The organism is Pseudomonas sp. FH4 (genome assembly GCF_000510915.2).
GTDB classification, from domain to species: Bacteria; Pseudomonadota; Gammaproteobacteria; order Pseudomonadales; family Pseudomonadaceae; genus Aquipseudomonas; species Aquipseudomonas brenneri.
This window is the reverse complement of sequence record NZ_AOHN01000012.1, coordinates 150,853-171,756: the sequence shown is the minus strand read 5'-3', so window position 1 is coordinate 171,756 and position 20,904 is coordinate 150,853. Positions and strand designations below refer to the sequence as shown.

The following is a 20,904-nucleotide window of genomic DNA, read 5'->3' as shown; positions in this document are numbered from 1 at the left end:
ATTGAGCCAGTAATGACGTCAGGGCAAGCGTGGCGATCACATTCATAAGCAAAAAATTTTTTGGCACACCCCAATCAAAATGTGGGAGCGGGCTTGCTCGCGAATGCGGACTGTCAGCCAACCCATCTGGCGACTGGTACACCGCATTCGCGAGCAAGCCCGCTCCCACAGGTGATCGCATTGCAGTTCAGGCGTATTGCGCCGCCGCATACCCCGACGCCCAGGCCCACTGGAAGTTGAACCCGCCCAGGTGCCCGGTCACGTCCAGCACTTCGCCGATAAAGTACAGGCCAGGGCTTTTCAGTGATTCCATGGTCTTGGACGACACTTCTCGCGTGTCCACCCCGCCCAGGGTGACTTCGGCGGTGCGGTAGCCTTCGGTACCGGCCGGGACCAACTGCCAACTGCCCAGCTTGCTGGCAATATCTGCCAGCTCGGCGTGGGTGTACTGCTTCATCGGCTTGGACACAAACCACGTCTCGGCCAGCAGGTTGGCCATCTTCTTGGTGAAGATCTCGCCGAGTAGGGTCTTGAGCTCGCTGTTGGGGCGTTCGGCCTGCTGCTGTTGCAGCCAGGCGTGGGCATCGTGGTCGGGCAACAGGTTGATCTCAACGGTGTCGCCGGGTTCCCAGTAAGAAGAAATCTGCAAAATCGCCGGCCCGCTCAGGCCGCGATGGGTAAACAGAATGTTCTCGCGAAAGCTCTGGTCGTTGCAGCTCACCAGGCAATCGACCGAGGTGCCGGACAACTCGCCGCACAAGTCCTTGAGCTGATCGGTGATGGTAAACGGCACCAGGCCCGCGCGAGTCGGCAGCAGTTCATGGCCGAACTGCTTGGCCACCTGGTAACCAAAGCCGGTGGCGCCCAGTGTCGGAATCGACAGCCCGCCGGTGGCGATCACCAGGGATTCACAGCGCAGCTCGCCCAGTGTGGTCTGCAACTGGTAGCCGCTGTCGAGCCTGGCGATCTCCTGGATCGAGGTGTCCAGGTGCAGGCTCACGCCGGTCTGGATGCACTCGTCGAGCAGCATGCCGAGGATGTCGCTGGATTTGTTATCGCAGAACAACTGGCCGAGTTTTTTCTCGTGGTACGGCACGCCGTGCTTGGCCACCAGCCCGATGAAATCCCATTGGGTATAGCGGGCCAGGGCGGATTTGCAGAAGTGCGCGTTGTGCGACAGGAAGTTGGCAGGCTCGGTGTACATGTTGGTGAAATTGCAGCGGCCACCGCCCGACATCAGGATCTTCTTGCCGGCCTTGTTCGCATGGTCGATCAGCATCACCTTGCGCCCACGCCCGGCGGCAGCCAGCGCACACATCAAGCCTGCGGCGCCAGCGCCAATGATCACAACTTCGGTCGAGCGCAAAACGGTGTCCTCACAAAAACTTGATCTGAAATGCAATCAAATGTGGGAGCTGGCTCGCCTGCGATGCAGCCGACTCGGTCTGACAGGCAGACCGGGTTGATGCTATCGCAGGCAAGCCAGCTCCCACATTGATTGGGTTTGCACAGTGCTTATGCGGTGTTCTTACAGGATGCGCACACGCAACGAACGGCCCTTGATCTTGCCATCGTTCAAACGCTGCAGCGCCTGCTTGGCGACGCCACGCTCCACGGCCACATAGGCCTGGAAGTCAAAGATCGCGATCTTGCCCACCTGGGCGCCCGGGATCCCGGCTTCGCCGGTCAGTGCACCCAGGATATCGCCGGGGCGAACCTTGTCTTTACGGCCGGCGGCAATGCACAACGTGCTCATCACCGGCAGCAACGGCGCGCCGCCCTGGGATTTGAGGTTGCTCAGTTGGTCCCAGTTCAGCGGGGCCTTTTGCAGCAGCTCGATGGCCTGGGCGCGGTGCGCTTCGGACGGTGCTACCAGGCTGACGGCGATCCCGGTCTCACCGGCACGCCCTGTACGGCCGACGCGGTGAATGTGGATTTCCGAGTCGCGGGCCAGTTCGACGTTGATCACCATGTCCAGCGCATCAATGTCCAGGCCGCGGGCGGCGACGTCGGTGGCAACCAGCACCGATGTGCTGCGGTTGGCGAACATCGCCAGTACCTGGTCACGGTCACGCTGCTCCAGGTCGCCATGCAGGCCGACCGCAGAAATGCCCTTGGAGGTCAGGTGATCCACGGTTTCCTGTACTTGCTGCTTGGTAAAGCAGAAGGCTACGCAGGAGGCCGGACGGAAGTGCGACAGCACTTTGGTCACCGCGTCCATGCGCTCGTCCGGGGAGATTTCGTAGAACCGCTGCTCGATCTGCTCGTCGGAGTGGAACGCTTCGGCCTTGACCTGCTGCGGCGCGCGCATGAATTTGGAGGCCAGTTGCTTGATGCTCACCGGGTAGGTGGCCGAGAACAGCAGGGTCTGGCGACGGGCCGGGGTCTTGCTGATGATGTCTTCGATGGCGTCGTAGAAGCCCATGTCGAGCATGCGGTCGGCTTCGTCGAGGATCAGCGTGTTCAGGCCGTCCAGCACCAGCGAACCCTTGCGCAGGTGTTGCTGGATGCGGCCCGGGGTGCCGACGATGATGTGCGCGCCGTGTTCCAGGGAGGCGATCTGCGGGCCGAGGGACACGCCACCGCACAGGGTCAGCACCTTGATATTGTCTTCGGCACGGGCCAGGCGGCGGATTTCCTTGGCCACCTGGTCCGCCAGCTCGCGGGTCGGGCACATCACCAGGGCCTGGCAACCGAAGTAGCGCGGGTTGATGGGGTTCAGCAGGCCGATGCCGAAGGCCGCGGTCTTGCCGCTGCCGGTCTTGGCCTGGGCGATCAGATCCAGCCCCTTGAGGATCACCGGCAAGCTTTGCGCCTGGATCTGCGTCATCTCGACATAACCCAGCGAGTCGAGGTTAGCCAGCATGGCGGCGGAGAGCGGCAAAGTATTAAAAGCGGTGGCGATGGTGGTCACGGGACTGGCTCTGCAAAAACAAAATGTCGCGCAGTGTACCAGCCTCGTGGGAATTTCCCTGCAAGTTCTAGACGAGACGCCGCTTAATGCTCGATGTCGTGCTCGCGGCTGACCACCCGTTTGCCGTCTTTTGGCGACAATTGCAGGAAGATCGCCGCCGCCAGCATCGCCATGATACCCACGGTGAGGAAGGTCAACTGAAACGCCCCGAGCACGGTACTGACCCCATCGTTGCCGGCTTCGGCGGTGAACCCGCCCAGCAGGGCACCGGCGCAGGCCACCCCCAGGCTCAGGGCCAGTTGCGCCACCACCGACAGTAAGCTGTTGCCGCTGCTGGCCTGGGCGTCGTCGAGGTCGATCAGGGTCACGGTGTTCATCGCGGTAAATTGCAGGGAGTTGATCGCCCCCAGCACTGCGAGCATCGCCAGTAGCAGCGGGTAGGGCGTCTGTTCGCTGACCAGGCCCATGCTCGCCAGCATCAGGCCCAGCGCCAACGTGTTACCGGTCAGCACGATGCGATAACCCAGGCGTTCGATCAGCGGCCGGGCAACCGACTTGGCGACCATGGCTGCCGCCGCCAGGGGCAGCATGCTCATGCCGGCCTGGGATGGCGAGTACCCCAAGGCGACTTGCAGCAACAACGGCACGAGGAACGGCAAGGCACCGCTGCCCAGGCGCGCGAACAGGTTGCCGAGAATGCCCACGGCAAAGGTCCGGGTCTTGAACAGCACCGGCGAGAACAGCGGATTTTCGATATGCCCGGCGCGCAGCCAGTAGGCCGCCAGGCACGCCATGCCGCCGAACAGCAGCAACATCACGCGCAAGTGTGGCAGGTGCAACTCGCCCAAGCCTTCCATGGCGATAGTGATCAGCACCATCGCCGCGCCAAACAGCAAAAAGCCCAGGCTGTCGAAGCGTGTGCGCTCACTGCCACGCAGGTCGGGGATGAATTTCCACACGGCGTAGCAGCCGATCATGCCCACCGGCAGGTTGATCAAAAAGATCCAGTGCCAGGTCAGGTACTGCACCATCCAGCCGCCCATGGTCGGGCCGAGCAAAGGGCCGAGCAGGCCGGGAATGGTGATGAAGCCCATGATCCGCACCAGCTCCGAACGCGGGTAGGCGCGCAGCACCACCAGCCTTCCCACCGGTAACATTAGCGCGCCGCCCAGGCCCTGGATCACCCGCGCGCCGATCAGCATGCTCAGGCTGCTGGACAGGGCGCACAGCAGCGAACCGATGCTGAACAGCATGATCGCGCCGAAGAAAATTTTCTTGGTGCCGAAACGGTCGGCGATCCAGCCCGAGGCCGGGATCAGCAAGGCCACGGTAAGCATGTAGGCGATGATCACGCCTTGCATGCGCAAAGGGTTCTCCGCCAGGTCATCGGCCATGGCGGGCAATGCCGTGTTGAGAATCGTCCCATCGAGTGACTGCATGAAGAAGGCAATCGCTACCACCCAGGGCAACCAGCGGGCGGTCTTGGCATCGAGCACGACACGATTCGGCATGAGAACCCTTTTATTAGCAGGCTATGTGTTGCCGATTATGCGCTATCAATAAGCGGTTTTCCCACTGGCGGTTCGTCTATATCTGACACTGCTACATCTTTGCCCACCAGGAAATCAATCAGCGCCCGATGCACTGCAAACGCCGCCTCGCGGGACTCCAGGTCGAGCAGATGGCCGGTGTGCTCGGCCGTGGCAAAGCTGCTGCGCCCCACATATTGCTTGAACAGTTGGGCTTCATCGGCCGGCGTATATTCGTCCAGCGTGCCGTTGAGAAAGTGCACCGGGCTTTCGATCTGGCGCAATTGCGGCAGGTAGTTGCCATCGCCCAGCGCCAGCACCTGATGAATATGAAAGCGCGCCTGGCGGTACTCGGTGGTGGCCATGGTCGACAGGTGCCTATGGTTATTGCGCTTGAGCCGGCTGGAGAGGAACTTGCCGACGGTTTCGTTAAGCAGGTGGCCGACGGCGGACTTGTCATCGGCCTCGATCAGCACCCGCACGCGCTCCACGTATTCGAGCATCGCCTGGTTGAGATTGGGCGCCAGGGCCATCACTACCGAGCTTTCGATGGAGGGCGGGTTGCGCGCCAGGGTCAGCAGGGTCGAGATGCCGCCCCAGGAGGCCGACACCAGATGGTTGACCTCAAAGCGCTCCACCAGCGCCCGCAGGATTTCGACTTCGTCGTCCTTGGTCACCAGGTCCAGGTCGGTGTTGTGGGGGCGTGAATAGCCAGAGAACGGCAGATCGAACATCAACACATTGAAATGCTCGGCCAGGCATTTGCTGGTGCGAGCGAATGAGCGGGTGGTGGACAGCGCGCCGTTGACCAGCAGCACGGTCTTGCGTTGTGGGTCGTTGCCCAGTCGCTCTACGTGAACGTTGTAGTGCTTGAACAACTTATCAATGACAAAACTTCCTTGGTACATGTCAACGCTCCGGCTCGCCCTATCCCGGGCGAGGTCATGCATCATTTGCGAACAAATGGGTTAAGAGTGGCGGGATGCCACTAACGTTTATATCGAGGTTTTCGGCAGGCGACAACAGCCCCGCAACCAGCGGGCTGTTGTAAAGGAAGGTTCATCAACACACAGGGCGTTCCCCTGTAGGAGCGAGCTTGCTCGCGAAAATCGCGAACGATAACGCGGGCATTCTGATCGAGCGCGCGCGTCGGAGAACATCCGGCACCTACAACGTCAGGGTCAACCGTTTTACCAGCGCGCCCGGCAACAAGTTGGACGAGGTACTGCGCTCGCTATAGGTACTGGCCGACAGCAGCAACTCGCGCTCGGCGGTCAGCGCTTCCAACTGCGAACCCAGCAGGTGGTACACGCTGTCATCAAAGCGCATGGTGCTGACCGGCGCCTTGATCTCACCGTCCTCTACCCAGAACGTGGCGAAGCGGGTCATGCCGGTCAGGCGCGCCGCCGGCTGGTCGGAGTAGTTCAGGTACCACAGGTTGCTGATATACAGGCCGGTGCCCAATTGCTTGAGGATATCGGCCTGGGCCAGGTCGCCTGCAGCCATTTCAAAGGCACTGGGGGACTCGTCGCCATCGGCACCGTTGGTGCTCAAGCCATACTCGGCAGCGCTGCGCGAGTTGACCAGGCGCCCTTCGGCGTGGCCGGCGCTGATCAGGGTCACATCGCTGCGCGGGTAGCCGTCGCGCGAGAATGCCGGGCTCAACGATGCGCTGACCTGTTCCGCCATGCTCACCAGTGGGTTCAGGGCCTGATCACCGGCATACAAACGCTGCAACGGGCTGCCTTTGCTGGCGATGGCCTGGGCGGAGAAACCACCCCAGGCGAGCATGCTGATAATTTCTTCCAGGGCCGCTGGTGCCAGGTAGGCGCGGTACTGGCCGGGCGCCAAGGTGTGCAATGGCCGGCCCAGATACTCAAGCTGCTCGCGGGCTTGCTGGAAGCGCTGGGCAAACGCCGCGCTGTCCCAGGCATCCCCGGCGTAGCTGGCTTTTACCGCTTCACCATTGGCATGGAACAGGCTGAAATCGAAGTTGAAACTATTGGCCTGATGCCAGCCAAAAGCCCCGGACGAACTGGCGAATCCACGGCTGATCGGCCCGGCGGCATAGAAGCCCACCAGGTCCACACCTTGGGCGGCCTGGCTGATTTCGGCCAGGACCTGATCCAGGTCCGGCAGTGGCCGGGCCTGTTCATTCTGGCTTTGCCAGGCGTTGTGGTTGAGCAGCAGATAAGGATCCTGCGGCAGCAATGGCAAGGTTTCACGCAGTTGTTGCAGGCCCTCGGCCAGGCGCTGGCGATCCAGCTCCGGCGCCCCGGCCAGGGTGATACCGAGGTCGGCGTGGCGACCGTCATGAATCAGCTTGAGGTTCACGCTGGCTTGTTGCACCTGCCCGGCCTGACGCACCCGGGCATGGTTCAAGCGCACGAACTCGGAAGACTCCGCCGCATAGCCCAGATGAAACTGTTCCCCGTCGGTGATGGCCTGCTTGAGCCACTCCACCAGATCCTTGAAAGCCTGCATCAGGCATCTCCCCCAAACACATCCACATCACTGAACACACACGCCGGCGACGCATGGCCAACGCGGATCACCTGGTTGGGCTCGCCCTTGCCGCAGTTCGGCGTACCCAGCACCTGGAAAGTACTGGCATCGCCCACGGCACTGAGCTTGCGCCAGAACTGCGCGGAAATCGCCCGGTAGTTGGGGTTTTTCACCACGCCCTTGAGTTCGCCATTTTCGATCAACTGGCCCCATTCGCAGCCGAACTGGAATTTGTTGCGCGCATCGTCGATGGACCAGGAACGGTTGGTCGACATCAAGATACCGTGCTCGATGCCGCCGACCAATTGCGCCAGGCTCTGGTCGCCAGCCTCGATATTGAGGTTGGCCATACGGTCGATCGGCGCGCGGTTCCAGCTGCAGGCGCGACTGTTGGCAACGCCGCCCATGCCCGCACGGTATTGCGACAACGCACCGCCCAATGGTTTGAGCAGCAGGCCTTCACGGATCAGGAACTGCTTGCTGGCGGCGGTGCCGTCATCGTCATGGCCATAGCTGGCCAGTTGCTCGGGAATGTCCGGGTCGAAGGTCACGTTCAGCAGGTTTGAGCCGTATTGCAGGTGGCCGAAGTCGCTGGCCTTGACGAAGCTGGTGCCGGCGTAATTGCGCTCGTCACCGAGGATCCGGTCCAGCTCCAGCGGGTGGCCGATGGACTCGTGGATCTGCAGGATCATCTGGTCGGGCATCAGCAGCAGGTCGCGCGGGCCGGTGGGGGTATTGGGCGCCAGCAATAGTTGCAGCGCCTGATCGGCAATCCGTGGCGCGGCGCCGACCAGGCCGAAACGGCTGATCACGTCCACACCGCCTTGCTGGCCAAAGTTGGTGCCACCCAGGGTGCGGGTCTGGCTGTCGTTGCCGTCGTAGGCCGTGACATTGACGCCGGGGAACACAAAACGCTGGGCCTGGCGCAACTCGGCGCCGGCACTGTTGAGGTAGATCTGCTCGACCAGGGTGGTGCCCAGGCTGACTTCCCAGTTCACCAGGCGCTCGTCCTTGGGCACGGCGGCCGACTCGGCACCGAGCAATTGGTAGCAGTCGCTCAGGGACGCAAAAGGTTGGTCGAGGTTTGGCGACAGGTAATCGGCGATGTCGCTGGACACCGGCTGGTCGCGCAGGTCGAGCAGCGCGTGGGGCTTGATCCGCCGGGCTTGTTGCTCAGCGCGCTCAAGGGCGGCTTGCAGGCCGGGCAGGGAAATGTCGTGGGTGGCGGCGTAGGCCTCGACACCGTTGAGGCGCACGGTGAGCATGGCACCTTCGTCGCGACTCAGGTGCGGCGGCTCGGCGACGTTCTTGCGCACCGACAGGTATTGGCCAGACTCGCGCACGTAACGCAGCGAGAAGAACTCGGCGTGGGTGCGCAGGGCGGCGAAATGTTTTTTGAGTTGCGGGTGTTTTTCGAACATGGAGCCTTCCTTGTGGGCAGCGGTGGCCGGAGGCCCTCATCACTGTAGGAGCGAGCTTGCTCGCGAAGGTCGCGAACGATGGCGCGGGCATTCTGGATAAATGCCGCGCTCTTGGGTTTTTCGCGAGCAAGCTCGCTCCTACAGGGTTAGACCGGGCAACCCTTGGCGCGCAGGATCGCGTCAAAACGATCAGGGTCCAGGGTGCCGGCTTCGATAGCCGCCAGTGTAGCCTGCTCGCGCGCCAGCAGGTCGTGGCAGCGCACCAGCAGTTCCGGCAGTTCGCTACGGGATGCGGCAACCACGCCGTCGCCATCGCCGATCATCAAGTCGCCAGGCGCGACCAGCATGCCTGCGCAAGAGATCGGCACGTTGATCTCACCGCCGCCGTCCGTACTCGGGCCACGGTGCACGCCGCCGATGGCGTAGGCCGGCAGTTCGCCGGTCTGCCATTCGTCGAGGTCGCGCAGGGCGCCGTTGATCACCACACCGACAATGCCGGCCTTGAGGGCCATGGCGCGCATGATGCCGCCGAACACGGCGCGGGTCAGGTCGGCGCTGCCGTCGATCACCAGCACATCGCCCGGGCGGGCCATTTGCATGGCCTTGAGGATCATCAGGTTGTCACCGGGGCGCACACGCACGGTCAGCGCGCTGCCGAGCATCGGCGCATTGCCGTGGAACGCCTTGAGACCCAGGCCGCCGACGTTACGGCCCAGGCAGTCGCTGACTGCAGCGGCCGGAATCTTGCTGAATTCCTTCAGCCATTTCGGGTCCAGCGGTTCAACGTTTGGATTGATCAGGAAGCCGGTAGGCCATTTGCTCGAAGAAACGACATCAAACATGAGAAAGCCTCGTGGCCAGGCAGAAGCCGGCGTGTCGGTAGGGAGGTGAAACGTTTGCGCGAGGGACTAGATTAGGCCGGCGCGGGGGGTGGGATCAAGGGTGAGGCGGTGTAGGAAGGGTTTTGTAGGAGCGAGCTTGCTCGCGAATGTCGCTAACGATAACGCGGGGCATCGGGTGCCCCGCGGTGTTCTGAGGTTTTTCGCGAGCAAGCTCGCTCTTACAGGGTAGGACCCACTTCACGCAACGGCTTGCCACGCACAGGCGCATCGCCGGCCACGTAGTAGTCCGCAGTGCTGCGCGGCAACTGGCGGCCACGGATCTTGTCGGCGATTTTCTCGGCGATCATGATCGTTGGCGCGTTGAGGTTACCGGTGGTGATGATCGGCATGATCGATGCATCGACCACTCGCAGGCCCTGCATGCCATGCACGCGACCTTCGCCATCGACCACGGCCATCTCGTCGGTGCCCATCTTGCACGAGCAGGACGGGTGGAACGCGGTTTCGGCATGCTCGCGGATGAACGTGTCCAGTTGCTCGTCGGTTTGCACCTCGATGCCCGGGCTGATTTCGCGGCCACGGTACTGGTCCAGTGCCGGCTGCTGCATGATTTCACGGGTCAGGCGGATGCCATCACGGAACTCCTGCCAGTCCTGCTCGGTGGCCATGTAGTTGAAGAGGATGCTCGGGTAGTCCCGTGGGTTCTTCGACTTCAGCTGGATGCGACCACGGCTCGGCGAACGCATGGAGCCCATGTGCGCCTGGAAGCCGTGCTCTTTCACACCGTTGCTGCCGTTGTAGTTAATCGCTACCGGCAGGAAGTGGTACTGGATGTTCGGCCATTCGAACTCTTCACGGGTACGGATAAAACCGCCCGCTTCGAACTGGTTGCTGGCGCCGATGCCGGTGCCGTTGAACAGCCACTCGGCACCAATCGCCGGCTGGTTGTACCAGAGCAGCGACGGGTACAACGAGACCGGTTGGGTGCACGCGTATTGCAGATACAGTTCCAGGTGGTCCTGCAGGTTTTCGCCGACGCCTGGCAGGTCGTGGACCACCGGGATGTCGAGGCTTTCCAGTAGTTTGGCCGGGCCTACACCGGAGCGTTGCAGCAGTTGCGGCGACGCGATGGCGCCGCTGCACACCAGCACTTCCTTGCGCGCACGGGCCTCAACACGTTCTTCGGCGGCACCGATCAGGTAACGCACGCCGACTGCACGCTTGCCTTCGAACAACACTTTGTCGGTCAGGGCATGGGTGACGATGGTCAGGGTCGAACGCTTCTTGGCAGTGTCCAGGTAGCCACGGGCAGTACTGGCGCGCCGGCCGTTCGGCGTGACGGTACGGTCCATCGGGCCGAAGCCTTCTTGCTGGTAGCCGTTCAAGTCTTCGGTACGCGGGTAGCCAGCTTGCACGCCGGCTTCAACCATGGCGTGGAACAGCGGGTTGTTGCCGGCTTTTGGCGTGGTCACGCTGACCGGGCCTTCGCCACCGTGGTAATCGTTAGGGCCGATGTCGCGGGTTTCGGCCTTGCGGAAATACGGCAGGCAGTCCAGATAGCTCCAGTTTTCCAGGCCTGGCAGTTTCGCCCAGCCGTCGTAGTCCATGGCGTTGCCACGGATGTAGCACATGCCGTTGATCAGCGACGAGCCACCCAGGCCCTTGCCGCGACCACATTCCATGCGGCGCCCATCCATGTGTGGCTCTGGATCGGTTTCGTAGGCCCAGTTGTAGCGGCGGCCTTGCAGCGGGAACGCCAGGGCGGCAGGCATCTGGGTACGGAAATCGAGACGGTAGTCCGGGCCGCCGGCTTCCAGCAGCAGGACGGTGACGCCTTCGTCTTCGGTCAGACGGGTCGCCAGGGTGTTACCGGCGGAGCCGGCACCCACAATGATGTAGTCGTATTCTTGGGACATAAATGCACCCTCTTTGGAGATGGTCAGATGAGGCGAGTGCTTCGCACTCATCGGGAGCAAGCCCCCTCCTACATTTGAAGGCGTACACAAATCAAATGTGGGAGCGGGCTTGCTCGCGAAGGCGGCGGCCTCGCGAGCAGCACATCACTCGGATTTAGAACACCGAGGCGTAGTCGCCCAGCTCAACCTGTACCGATTTGATGCGGGTGAAGTTGTTCAGCGAGCTGATCCCGTTCTCACGGCCAACACCCGACTGCTTGTAGCCGCCAACCGGCATCTTGGCGTCGGACTCGCCCCAGGCGTTGATCCAGCAGATACCCGCTTCGAGCTGATGAATCACGCGGTGGGCGCGGTTCAAGTCCTTGGTCACCAAGCCTGCAGCCAGGCCGAAGTCGGTGTCGTTGGCGCGACGGATCACTTCTTCTTCAGTCTCGTAGGTGAGGATGCTCATCACTGGGCCGAAGATTTCTTCACGCACGATGGTCATCTCATCGGTGCAGTCAGTGAACACCGTCGGTGCAACGAATGCACCCTTGGCGAAGTCGCCAGCGGTCAGGCGGTCGCCGCCGCACAGCAGGCGTGCGCCTTCTTCTTTACCTTTGGCGATATAGCCCAGCACGCTTTCCATGTGGGCGAAGCTGACCAGCGGGCCGAAGTTGGTGTTTTCGTCTTGCGGGTTGCCGACGCGGATGCGCGCAACACGTTCGACGATCTTGGCTTCAAAGGCGGCTTGCAGGTGCTTTGGAATAAACACGCGAGTGCCGTTGGTGCAGACCTGGCCGGAGCTGTAGAAGTTGGCCATCATCGCGGTGTCGGCGGCGCGATCGAGGTCGGCGTCGTCGAAAATGATCAGTGGGGATTTGCCGCCCAGCTCCATGGTTACGTCTTTGAGCGAGGAGCTCGAAGCGCTGGCCATGACCTTCTTGCCGGTGTCGGTGCCGCCGGTGAAGGAGATTTTTTCGATGCGCGGGTGCTCGGTCAGCCAGGTGCCGACTTCACGGCCGCTGCCGGTCAGGACGTTGAACACACCGTCCGGAACACCGGCTTCGGTGTAGATCTCGGCCAGTTTCAGGGTGGTCAGCGACGTCACTTCGCTTGGCTTGAAGATCATCGCGTTGCCAGCGGCCAGGGCCGGGGCGGATTTCCACAAGGCGATCTGGATCGGGTAGTTCCACGCACCGATACCGGCGACCACGCCCAGCGGCTCGCGGCGGGTGTAGACGAATGAGGTGGTGCGCAGCGGGATCTGCTCGCCTTCGATGGCAGGCACCAGGCCGGCGTAGTATTCCAGCACGTCGGCGCCGGTAACGATGTCGACGTACTTGGTTTCGGAGAAGGCTTTACCGGTGTCCAGGGTTTCCAGGGCAGCCAGTTCGTCGTTGCGCTCGCGCAGGATTTCCACGGCGCGACGCAGGATGCGCGAACGCTCCATGGCGGTCATCGCGGCCCAGATTTTCTGGCCCTTTTCGGCGCTGACCACGGCACGTTCGACGTCTTCGAAAGTGGCGCGTTGCACGTTGGCGAGAACTTCACCGTTAGCCGGGTTGATGGCTTCGAAGGTGGCATCGCTGCCAGCGTCGCTGTAGCCGCCGTCAATGTAGAGTTTTTGCAGTTCGAAACGGGCCATAAAGTCCTCGCAAGTGCATAAGTGGTTGGCGTTAACCACTGAGGGGCGCAGCCCACTCAGTAGCCGTTCAGGGGTTGAGCGTTTATGTGTGCTCTAACTCACCTGCTTGGCCAATTGGAAGTCCATGTATTCGTAAGCGATCCGTTGCGCCTGCTCCGTGTCGAAAGCGTCTCCCGACAGGGCGCCGCGCAACCACAAACCGTCGATCAGGGCCGCCAGGCCTCGGGCTGCGCTGCGTGCATCTTCCAGCGGCAGCACACGGCGGAACTGGCAGCACAGGTTGGAATACAGGCGGTGATCGTTGATCCGCTGCAACCTGTGCAAAGACGGGTGGTGCATGCTGGTAGCCCAGAAGGCCAGCCAGGTTTTCATTGCCGGGCCGTTGACCTGGCTGGCGTCGAAGTTGCCGCCAATAATCACTTGAAGGTGCGCCCGGGGGCTGTCTTCCTTCAATGCCTGCCGGCGTTCGTGGACGTTCTCGATCAGCACATTCATCAGGTACCGCATCGTTGCGGCGATCAGGCCATTCTTGTCCTGAAAATAGTGACTGATGATGCCGTTCGAGACTCCGGCCAGACGGGCGATCAGCGCAATGCTGGCATCTCCCATCCCTACCTGATCGATGGCCGTCAATGTGGCTTCGATCAACTGCTGGCGGCGTATGGGTTGCATACCGACCTTGGGCATGTAGCACCTCTCCTTAGGCCTGCCGACGGGCGTAAACGTTCGTCGGGTTGAGGGCCAGTCTATTTTGTTTTGATTGAACGTTCAATCAACAAAGAATAAGATCTGCGACAAATGGTCGCTGCCTACAGGTATTTCCTACGTGTAGGCAGACGCATCTGACATCCACAAAAACCCTTGAAACAGCCCATGACAGCGCGTCGCTGGGGTTCGAGGATTTTCGGGATGTCTTTATAACACCCGTCCGTCGACTGCCGAAAAATCGATGGCGCGGGTCAAGCGCTGCCTTGTGTCCTCTCTCGCACTGCCCGGAGCCTCTGTGCCATGAGTTCTGCCTCTCTTATAAAGACCCCACCGGAAAAGGTGCGGGTCAACGGTTGGGTGTTCTACACCTCCACCGCGTTGATCCTGTTGTTGACTGCCATTCTGATCATCGCCCCGCAAGAGGCCGGCAGAATGCTGGGAATCGCCCAGACCTGGCTCTCGAAAAGCTTTGGCTGGTACTACATGGTGGTCATCGCCGCCTACCTGGTATTCGTGGTGGGCCTGGCGTTTTCCTCCTACGGCAAATTGAAGCTGGGCAGCAAGGCCGATACCCCGGACTTCAGCTACGGCGCCTGGGCCGGCATGTTGTTCTCTTCGGGCATCGGCATTTCGTTGCTGTACTTCGGCGCGTCCGAGCCGTTGGACCACTACTTCAACCCGCCTGAAGGCGCCGCTGCCACCCAGATGGCCGCGCGCCAGGCGTTGCAGTTGACCTTCCTGCATTGGGGCCTGCATGGCTGGGCGATCTATGCGCTGGTCGGCCTGGCCGTGGCGTACTTCGCCTACCGGCATAACCAGCCGCTGGCCTTGCGTTCGGCGCTGTACCCATTGATGGGCGAGCGTTGGGTCAAAGGCGCGGCCGGTCACGCGGTGGACGGCTTCGGTATGTTCGTGACCCTGCTGGGCCTGGTGACGAACCTGGGGATTGGCTCGATGCAAGTGTCGTCCGGGTTGGAAAACCTGTTCGGCATGGAGCACAGCAACACCAACCTGCTGATCGTGATTATCGTGATGAGCACCGTTGCGACCATCGCTGCCGTGTCGGGTGTGGAGAACGGCATTCGCCGCCTGTCCAACCTCAACATTGTGTTGTTCAGCGGCCTGCTGATTTTCGTGCTGCTGTTTGGCCCGACCCTGCACCTGCTCAACGGCTTTGTGCAGAACATCGGCGACTACATGAACGGCCTGGTGCTCAAGACCTTCGACCTGTACGTGTACGAAGGCGATGGCGAGAAGTCCGAGCGCTGGATGGGCCTGTGGACCCTGTTCTACTGGGCCTGGTGGATTTCCTGGGCACCATTCGTGGGCATGTTCATCGCGCGTATTTCCCGTGGCCGTACCGTACGTGAGCTGGTGGCGGGCGTACTGCTGATCCCGCTGGGCTTTACCCTGGCGTGGCTGTCGATCTTCGGCAACTCGGCCCTGGACCTGGTGCTCAACCATGGGGCCGTGGAGCTGGGCAAGACCGCGCTGGAGCAACCCTCCATGGCGATCTACCAGTTGCTCGAATACTACCCGGCGTCGAAAGTGGTGATCGGCGTGTCGATCTTTGTCGGCTTTGTGCTGTTCCTGACACCGGCGGATTCTGGTGCGGTGATGATGGCCAACCTGTCCTGCAAGGGCGGCAATGTGGATGAGGATGCGCCGCACTGGCTGCGGATCTTCTGGTCGGCGGTGATCACCCTGGTGACCATCGGCCTGCTGTTTGCCGGTAACTTCGAAGCCATGCAAACCATGGTGGTGCTGGCGGGCTTGCCGTTCTCGGTGGTGCTGATCTTCTTTATGTTCGGTTTGCACAAGGCCATGCGCCAGGACGTGGCCATCGAACAGGAGCAGGCGCAATTGGCCGAACGCGGCCGTCGCGGTTTCAGCGAGCGCCTGACTGCCCAGGACCTGCAACCGAGCCAGGCTGTGGTGCAGCGCTTCATGGACAAGAAAGTCACCCCGGCGCTGGAAGAAGCGGCCGTGGCATTGCGCGCCCAAGGGTTGGATGTGCAGACGCTGCTGGGTAAATCCAAGCGCTGCATCGGCGTGCGGATCGAGATGGAAGGCAACCCGTTTGTCTACGAGGTGAGCCTGGATGGCTACCTGGCGGCGCCGAGTGAGTCGATCGAGGCAGAGGAGGAGCGTGCGCGCTACTACCGCGCCGAGGTTTACCTGCACAACGGCGGTCAGGAATACGACCTGATGGGCTTCACCCAGGAACAGATCACCCGGGATGTGCTCGATCAGTTTGAAAGCCATCGGCAGCTCCTTGGCCGTGTCTATAGCTGATAAAAGCCGGCGGTGTCGTCACTGACACCGCCTGTTCAAACTTGGCAATGCGGTCAAATGTAGGAGCGAGCTTGTCTCCGGGCGGCGTTCCGACGAAAAACTCACAGGCACCGGGTTCATCCAGGAACCACGCGTTATCGTTGACGTTTTTCGCGAGCAAGCTCGCTCCTACAAAAAGCCTTATTAGCCCAGGTTCTTGCCCAGCAGGGCATGGTACAGCTCGCTGTCCCCCAGAATCCCCACCACCTTGTTGTTGTCGTGCAGCACCAGCTTGTTGCCGGTCTGGTAGCGAATCTGCAACGCATCACGCATGCCGATATTCGAATCCACCAAGGTCGGCAACCGCCCCAGGTCTTCCACAGCTTGCCCCGGCGCCCAGTTCTGCAGGTTCATCACCGCGCCATTTTGCCGTGCGCCCTGGATGGTGTTGCCTTCGGCCAGGTCCAGCCACGAGTCGCCGCCCGGGTCCAGGCACACCGAACCATTGACCCGCTTGCAGTTGTCCAGCGTGCGCATCAGGCTGCGGCCGCAAAGCACGTTCAGTGGGTTGGTATGGGCGACGAAGGTGCGCACATAATCATCCGCCGGGTTCAGCACGATTTCTTCCGGCACGCTGTACTGGATGATCTTGCCGTCTTTCATGATCGCAATCCGGCTGCCCAGCTTGAGTGCCTCGTCGAGGTCGTGGCTGACGAACACGATGGTCTTGCTCAGCTTGCGTTGCAGCTCCAGCAGTTCATCCTGCAGGCCTTGGCGGATCAGCGGGTCGAGGGCCGAGAACGGTTCGTCCATCAGCAGGATGTCGGCGTCCATCGCCAGGGCGCGGGCCAGGCCGACGCGCTGTTGCATGCCGCCAGACAGCTCGTCGGGCTTCTTGTTGCGCCATTGGGTCAGGCCCACCAGCTCCAGCTTTTCGTCCACCAGTTTGCGCCGCTCCTTCTCGGGGCGACCCTGCATCTCCAGGCCAAAGCTGATGTTTTCACGTACGGTCAGCCAGGGCATCAGGGCGAACTTCTGGAACACCATGGCGATACGCTTGGTGCGCATCATTTTCAGCTCGGCCGGCGTGCATGACGCGATGTCGATCTGGCGACCTTCATGCTCCACAAACAACTGGCCACGGCTCACGGTGTTAAGGCCGTTGATACAGCGCAACAGGCTCGACTTGCCGGAGCCCGACAAACCCATCAGCACGCAGATCTCGCCTTTCTCGATATCCAGGCTGGCTTTTTCCACGCCGACAATCTGCCCGGTCTTTTTCAGGATTTCGTTGCGGTGCATCCCCTCATCCAGCAGCTTGAGGGCTTCGCGTGGGTCTTTGGAGAAGATCACATCGACATTGTCGAATCGGATAATGCTCATGCATCACCCCCTACTTTGGCGTCGGGTTGTTTGCAGATACGGTCGAGCATGATGGCCAGCAGCACAATCGCCAGGCCCGCTTCAAAGCCCAGGGCAATGTCGGCGGTGTTCAGCGCGTTGACCACAGGTTTACCGAGGCCGTCGGCGCCCACCAGGGCTGCGATCACCACCATCGACAACGACAGCATGATGCATTGGGTAATGCCGGCAGCGATGCTCGGCATGGCGTGGGGCAGTTCGATGCGCGAGAGCAACTGGCGCCGGGAGCAGCCAAAGGCCTTACCGGCGTCCATCAGTTCTTGGGGTACATCGCGGATGCCCAGGTAGGTCAGGCGGATCGGCGCGGCAATCGCGAACACCACCGTGGAGATCAGGCCGGGCACCACACCCAGCCCGAAGAGGGTCAGGGTCGGGATGAGGTAGACGAAGGTCGGCACGGTCTGCATCAGATCGAGTACCGGGCGCATCATCGTATAGAACATCGGCTTGTGCGCGGCAACAATGCCCAGCGGCACGCCGATGACCACGCAGACCAGGGTGGCGAACAGCACCTGGGCCAGGGTCTCCATGGTTTCCTGCCAGTACCCCAGGTTGAGGATCAGCAGGAAGGAGGCGATGACAAACACCGTCAGGCCCCATTTACGTTGAATGTAGTGAGCAAGCAGCGCAATCAGACCGATCAATGCCAGCGGATTGAACCAGGTCAGCGCGAACGTCACGCCGTGGATCATCGTTTCCAGTGTCGATGCGATCGCGTCGAAGTAATCGGCGCCGTTCTGCGTCAACCATTCGACGAAGGCAGCGATGTACTGGCCTAGTGGGATTTTCTGTTCAGTCAGCATGGTAGTGAATGTCCACATGCGAAAAGGGAAAACATCCCGGGCCGGCACGCCGGCCCGGGGTCAGCGATTACTTGTCGAGATAGGCTTTTACGGCGGCAAGTCCTGGTTTGCCATCAAGGGTGGTGACTCCGGCGAGCCAGGTGTCGAGCACTTGCGGGTTCTTCTTCAGCCAGGCCTTGGCGGCGGCGTCGGGTTTCATCTTGTCGTCGAGGACGTTACCCATCAGGGTGCTTTCCATGTCCAGGGTGAACACCAGGTTTTTCAGCAACTGGCCCACGTTGCTGCATTCCTCGGAGTAGCCCTTGCGGGTGTTGGTGTAGATGGTGGCCTGGCCGTAGTTGGGGCCGAATGAATCGTCACCTCCGGTCAGGTATTTCATCTTGAAGCGGGTGTTCATCGGGTGTGGTTCCCAGCCCAGGAACACAATGGCCTGCCCACGTTTGGTAGCACGTTCCACTTGCGAGAGCATCCCGGCTTCACTGGACTCGACCACCTTGAAGCCTGCGTCTTTCAAGCCGAACTGATTCTTGTCGATCACGCTCTGGATGGTGCGGTTGCCGTCGTTGCCAGGCTCGATGCCGTAGATCTTGCCACCCAGCTCATCCTTGAACTTGGCGATATCGGCGAAGTCTTTCAGGCCCTTGTCGTACAGCGCTTGTGGCACTGCCAGGGTGTACTTGGCGTTTTCCAGGTTGGCGCGCACGGTTTCCACGGTGCCGGCATCACGGTACTGCTTGATGTCGTTTTCCATGGTCGGCATCCAGTTGCCGAGGAAGATGTCCATGTTCTTGCCGTCGGCCAGGGACTTGTAGGTCACGGGTACGGAAATCATCGTGGTCCGCGGCTTGTAGCCCAGGCCCTTGAGGATTTCGCTGGTGGTGGCGGTGGTGACGGTGATATCGGTCCAGCCGACATCGGAGAAGTTGACGGTACTGCACTGCTCAGGGTCAGCAGCGTGGGCCGCAAGGGGAAGACTCAGCATGGCGGCCAACAACAACGGGGGGGAACCTTTCATGGGTTTGGACTCCTGGTGTTTTTCCGGCGGTGCTTGACCGCGCTTATAAGTGTTGCAGTTGGGGCGTGCGAGCGATGCGCAGCCTCGATGCCTTGCAAACGAGTCGAGACTGATCATGTACCAGTGAAAATCTGACGCCTACAGGGTGGGTCGTATCCAGTACAGGGATGGTCGTATCCAGTGTCGGTGACGTCGCTTACAGGTTTTTCCACGGGCAAAACTGCACTTTTTCTCGATCTGCGCCGCAAAAAACGGCGATTGCGCCCCATTGCACGAGGACGACGCTGTTGAGCATGGGTGCGTCGGTGTGAGACGCCGGACGGCGCTATAAAAGCTTGATGATGCCGCCATCTGGGCGACTTGAGCGTAGCAGCTGTATCGCGCCTGGCCTGTGCTCATCGAGGAGTTTCGCGGCAATGGCTATCAGCGTTTTCGACCTGTTCAAAATCGGCATCGGGCCGTCCAGTTCCCATACCGTGGGCCCCATGCGGGCTGCCGCGCTGTTCGTTCAAGGCCTGCGTGAGCGTGGCCTGCTGGAGCAAGTGCAACGGGTCGAAGTCCAGCTGTATGGCTCGTTGTCCGCCACCGGCATCGGCCATGGCAGCGACAACGCAGTCATCATGGGATTGATGGGCGAGTGGCCGGATGCAATCGATCCGTCGCAGATCGGCCTGCGTATCGAGACCCTGCGTGAGACCAGTACGTTGTTGCTGGACAACCGTTTGCCTGTTCCCTTTCTGTGGTCGCGGGACATGCGCCTGATCGACGAAAACCTGCCGTTCCACCCCAATGCCATGACCCTGGTGGTGTACGGCGCCCAGACCGAGTTGCACCGCGATACCTACTATTCGGTGGGTGGCGGTTTTGTGGTGGATGAGGCCCAGGCCCGCAGTGGCGTTGCGGATATGGATCGCACCGAGCTGCCTTATGATTTTTCCAGCGCGGTGGAGTTGTTGCAGTTATGCAAGACTCACAACCTGCGCGTCGCCGACCTGATGCTGGCCAACGAAAAGGTCTGGCGCCCGGAAGAAGAAATCCGCAGTGGCCTGATGAAGCTCTGGCGTGCCATGCAGGATTGCGTCGAGCAGGGCCTCAAGCACGAGGGCATCCTGCCCGGCGGCTTGAATGTGCGGCGACGGGCCGCCAAGTTGCATCGCAGCCTGCAGGAGTTGGGCAAGCCGAATGTGATCGGCTCGACCTTGAGCGCCATGGAATGGGTCAACCTGTTCGCCCTGGCCGTCAACGAAGAAAACGCCGCCGGTGGGCGCATGGTCACGGCACCGACCAACGGCGCGGCGGGGATCATCCCGGCGGTGCTGCATTACTTCATGAAGTTCAGTGAGGTCGTCACCGAGGCCAATGTGGTGGACTACTTCCTCGGCGCGGCGGCAATCGGGATCCTGTGTAAAAAGAACGCCTCGATCTCCGGCGCCGAAGTCGGATGCCAGGGCGAAGTTGGCTCGGCCTGCGCCATGGCGGCGGCGGGGCTGGCAGAGATTCTGGGTGCCAGCCCGGAGCAGGTGTGCAACGCCGCAGAAATCGGCCTGGAACACAACCTGGGCCTGACCTGCGACCCGGTGGGCGGATTGGTGCAAGTGCCCTGCATCGAGCGCAACGCGATAGCGGCGGTCAAGGCGATCAATGCGGCGCAGATGGCCTTGCGTGGCGATGGCCAGCACTTTATTTCCCTGGACCGGGTGATCCGCACCATGCGTGATACCGGGGCGGATATGCATGACAAGTACAAGGAGACATCGCGGGGTGGGTTGGCGGTGAGTGCTGTGGAGTGTTGAGTCAGTGATACCGAGTTGCCTGTATTCGCGAGCAAGCCCGCTCCCACATTTGAATGTATTCACAGATCAAAATGTGGGAGCAAGCCTGCTCGCGATGACGGTAGACAGGTCACCGCTGCTCATAAAGTGAACACC

15 protein-coding genes are annotated in these 20,904 nt (G+C 61.2%); 2 read left to right on the top strand and 13 right to left on the bottom strand.

All coding sequences use genetic code 11. The features are described 5' to 3' along the window. Positions 1-187: 187 nt before the first annotated feature. The 10 genes from H097_RS07685 to betI all read right to left on the bottom strand — a co-directional run bounded on the left by H097_RS07685 (position 188) and on the right by betI (position 13,441). On the bottom strand, positions 188-1,366 hold the full coding sequence (locus H097_RS07685) for an NAD(P)/FAD-dependent oxidoreductase (RefSeq protein WP_032858699.1): 1,179 nt from the start codon (positions 1,364-1,366) through the stop codon (positions 188-190). A gap of 162 nt (positions 1,367-1,528) precedes the next feature. Further along, entirely contained in the window at positions 1,529-2,866 is a 1,338-nt protein-coding gene (gene dbpA / locus H097_RS07680) for an ATP-dependent RNA helicase DbpA (RefSeq protein WP_229689197.1), read from the bottom strand. A gap of 131 nt (positions 2,867-2,997) precedes the next feature. Beyond that, complete coding sequence (gene mdtD, locus H097_RS07675) at positions 2,998-4,425, bottom strand: multidrug transporter subunit MdtD (protein WP_032858695.1); 1,428 nt, start codon at positions 4,423-4,425, stop codon at positions 2,998-3,000. Positions 4,426-4,460: 35 nt separating this feature from the next. Then, positions 4,461-5,351, bottom strand: a complete 891-nt coding sequence (locus tag H097_RS07670) for an alpha/beta hydrolase (RefSeq protein WP_032858693.1) — start codon at positions 5,349-5,351, stop codon at positions 4,461-4,463. Between the two features lie 259 nt (positions 5,352-5,610). After that, complete coding sequence (locus tag H097_RS07665; protein ID WP_032858690.1) at positions 5,611-6,927, bottom strand: metallopeptidase TldD-related protein; 1,317 nt, start codon at positions 6,925-6,927, stop codon at positions 5,611-5,613. Next, positions 6,927-8,369 carry a TldD/PmbA family protein gene (locus tag H097_RS07660; RefSeq protein ID WP_032858689.1) on the bottom strand — a complete coding sequence of 481 codons (1,443 nt, stop codon included), beginning with the start codon at positions 8,367-8,369 and terminating at the stop codon, positions 6,927-6,929. Before H097_RS07660 ends, H097_RS07665 begins: the two co-directional genes overlap by 1 nt. A 146-nt stretch (positions 8,370-8,515) precedes the next feature. Then, entirely contained in the window at positions 8,516-9,211 is a 696-nt protein-coding gene (locus H097_RS07655) for an RraA family protein (RefSeq protein WP_032858688.1), read from the bottom strand. A gap of 218 nt (positions 9,212-9,429) precedes the next feature. Next, positions 9,430-11,127, bottom strand: a complete 1,698-nt coding sequence (gene betA / locus H097_RS07650; protein WP_032858687.1) for a choline dehydrogenase — start codon at positions 11,125-11,127, stop codon at positions 9,430-9,432. A gap of 154 nt (positions 11,128-11,281) precedes the next feature. Continuing rightward, entirely contained in the window at positions 11,282-12,754 is a 1,473-nt protein-coding gene (gene betB, locus H097_RS07645) for a betaine-aldehyde dehydrogenase (RefSeq protein ID WP_032858685.1), read from the bottom strand. 93 nt (positions 12,755-12,847) lie between these two features. Further along, a complete protein-coding gene (betI, locus tag H097_RS07640; RefSeq protein ID WP_032858683.1) occupies positions 12,848-13,441 on the bottom strand; it encodes a transcriptional regulator BetI in 594 nt (197 codons plus the stop codon). Positions 13,442-13,819: 378 nt separating this feature from the next. Here betI and H097_RS07635 point away from each other — a divergent pair, with 378 nt between their 5' ends. Next, positions 13,820-15,757 (top strand): BCCT family transporter, encoded by a 1,938-nt coding sequence (locus tag H097_RS07635; protein ID WP_241495419.1) that lies wholly within the window; start codon positions 13,820-13,822, stop codon positions 15,755-15,757. Between the two features lie 183 nt (positions 15,758-15,940). Here the strand turns inward: H097_RS07635 and choV are convergent, their stop codons facing one another. From choV to H097_RS07620, 3 genes are all read right to left on the bottom strand, one after another. Next, positions 15,941-17,119, bottom strand: coding sequence for a choline ABC transporter ATP-binding protein (gene choV / locus H097_RS07630; protein WP_032858680.1), 1,179 nt, complete (start codon positions 17,117-17,119; stop codon positions 15,941-15,943). Continuing rightward, complete coding sequence (choW, locus tag H097_RS07625) at positions 17,116-17,961, bottom strand: choline ABC transporter permease subunit (protein WP_032858679.1); 846 nt, start codon at positions 17,959-17,961, stop codon at positions 17,116-17,118. The genes choV and choW overlap by 4 nt, the downstream gene beginning before the upstream one ends. 67 nt (positions 17,962-18,028) lie before the next feature. Then, a complete protein-coding gene (locus tag H097_RS07620) occupies positions 18,029-18,976 on the bottom strand; it encodes a choline ABC transporter substrate-binding protein (RefSeq protein WP_032858678.1) in 948 nt (315 codons plus the stop codon). 416 nt (positions 18,977-19,392) lie between these two features. Between H097_RS07620 and H097_RS07615 the strand changes: the two genes are divergently transcribed. Beyond that, positions 19,393-20,769, top strand: a complete 1,377-nt coding sequence (locus H097_RS07615; protein ID WP_032858676.1) for an L-serine ammonia-lyase — start codon at positions 19,393-19,395, stop codon at positions 20,767-20,769. Positions 20,770-20,904: the final 135 nt, after the last annotated feature.

Coding starts and splice junctions, on each gene's coding strand:
- betI (WP_032858683.1), bottom strand. CDS start 13,441: ATGCCCAAGGTCGGTATGCAACCCATACGCCGCCAGCAGTTGATCGAA.
- H097_RS07615 (WP_032858676.1), top strand. CDS start 19,393: ATGGCTATCAGCGTTTTCGACCTGTTCAAAATCGGCATCGGGCCGTCC.
- H097_RS07620 (WP_032858678.1), bottom strand. CDS start 18,976: ATGAAAGGTTCCCCCCCGTTGTTGTTGGCCGCCATGCTGAGTCTTCCC.
- H097_RS07655 (WP_032858688.1), bottom strand. CDS start 9,211: ATGTTTGATGTCGTTTCTTCGAGCAAATGGCCTACCGGCTTCCTGATC.
- H097_RS07670 (WP_032858693.1), bottom strand. CDS start 5,351: ATGTACCAAGGAAGTTTTGTCATTGATAAGTTGTTCAAGCACTACAAC.
- dbpA (WP_229689197.1), bottom strand. CDS start 2,866: ATGCTGGCTAACCTCGACTCGCTGGGTTATGTCGAGATGACGCAGATC.
- H097_RS07665 (WP_032858690.1), bottom strand. CDS start 6,927: ATGCAGGCTTTCAAGGATCTGGTGGAGTGGCTCAAGCAGGCCATCACC.
- mdtD (WP_032858695.1), bottom strand. CDS start 4,425: ATGCCGAATCGTGTCGTGCTCGATGCCAAGACCGCCCGCTGGTTGCCC.
- H097_RS07660 (WP_032858689.1), bottom strand. CDS start 8,369: ATGTTCGAAAAACACCCGCAACTCAAAAAACATTTCGCCGCCCTGCGC.
- choW (WP_032858679.1), bottom strand. CDS start 17,961: ATGCTGACTGAACAGAAAATCCCACTAGGCCAGTACATCGCTGCCTTC.
- betA (WP_032858687.1), bottom strand. CDS start 11,127: ATGTCCCAAGAATACGACTACATCATTGTGGGTGCCGGCTCCGCCGGT.
- betB (WP_032858685.1), bottom strand. CDS start 12,754: ATGGCCCGTTTCGAACTGCAAAAACTCTACATTGACGGCGGCTACAGC.
- choV (WP_032858680.1), bottom strand. CDS start 17,119: ATGAGCATTATCCGATTCGACAATGTCGATGTGATCTTCTCCAAAGAC.